The sequence below is a fragment of the Paenibacillus artemisiicola genome (assembly GCF_017652985.1).
Lineage (GTDB): Bacteria > Bacillota > Bacilli > Paenibacillales > Paenibacillaceae > Paenibacillus_Z > Paenibacillus_Z artemisiicola.
In genome coordinates this window covers 1-859 of sequence record NZ_JAGGDJ010000120.1, presented here as the reverse complement: position 1 = coordinate 859, position 859 = coordinate 1, and the positions used below count along the sequence as shown (strand labels likewise).

Annotated in this window: 3 rRNA genes; all 3 read left to right on the top strand. The window is 52.6% G+C overall.

The features are described 5' to 3' along the window. Positions 1-118 (top strand): 16S ribosomal RNA (locus tag I8J29_RS33430); the annotation flags it as partial. A gap of 98 nt (positions 119-216) precedes the next feature. After that, positions 217-333 (top strand): 5S ribosomal RNA (gene rrf / locus I8J29_RS33425). Between the two features lie 195 nt (positions 334-528). Continuing rightward, a 23S ribosomal RNA gene (locus I8J29_RS33420) occupies positions 529-859 on the top strand; the annotation flags it as partial.

Sequence of the window (859 nt, the reverse complement as noted above, 5' to 3'; positions counted from 1 at the left end):
CACCCGAAGTCGGTGGGGTAACCCGCAAGGGAGCCAGCCGCCGAAGGTGGGGTAGATGATTGGGGTGAAGTCGTAACAAGGTAGCCGTATCGGAAGGTGCGGCTGGATCACCTCCTTTCTAAGGAATACTCGTTTCCCGAGCAGGAAACGAAAAACGACAGGATCGCTCATGTTCAGTTTTGAAGGAATAAATCCTTCTAACCGCATATACATCCGTTTGGTGGCGATGGCGGAGGGGAACCACGCGTACCCATCCCGAACACGACCGTTAAGCCCTCCAGCGCCGATGGTACTTGGACCGCAGGGTCCTGGGAGAGTAGGACGTTGCCAAGCGGGTGCGAACCGCACCTTGTGGAAGTGTCTTTTGCTGAAGTTTATTCAGGATGAGATATCGACCGCTAAATCACCTTGCCCTTTGAAAACTGGATATGAAATTTGCGAAACATCTCTTAGCTGAGATTAACAAGATGTATGCGATGAATGCTGCATGCTCGATCATTGGATCGATCACGCAAACCAATCATCGTTGGTTAAGCTACTAAGAGCGCACGGAGGATGCCTAGGCGCTAGGAGCCGAAGAAGGACGTGGCGAACAACGAAATGCCTCGGGGAGCCGTAAGCAGGCGCTGATCCGGGGATGTCCGAATGGGGAAACCCGGCTGGGGTAATGCCCAGTCACCTTGTAGTGAATACATAGCTACAATGGAGGCACACCAGGGGAACTGAAACATCTAAGTACCCTGAGGAAGAGAAAACAACAGTGATTCCGTCAGTAGCGGCGAGCGAACGCGGATTAGCCCAAACCAAGGAGCTTGCTCCTTGGGGTTGTAGGACGTCTCACATGGAGTTACAAAGGTGT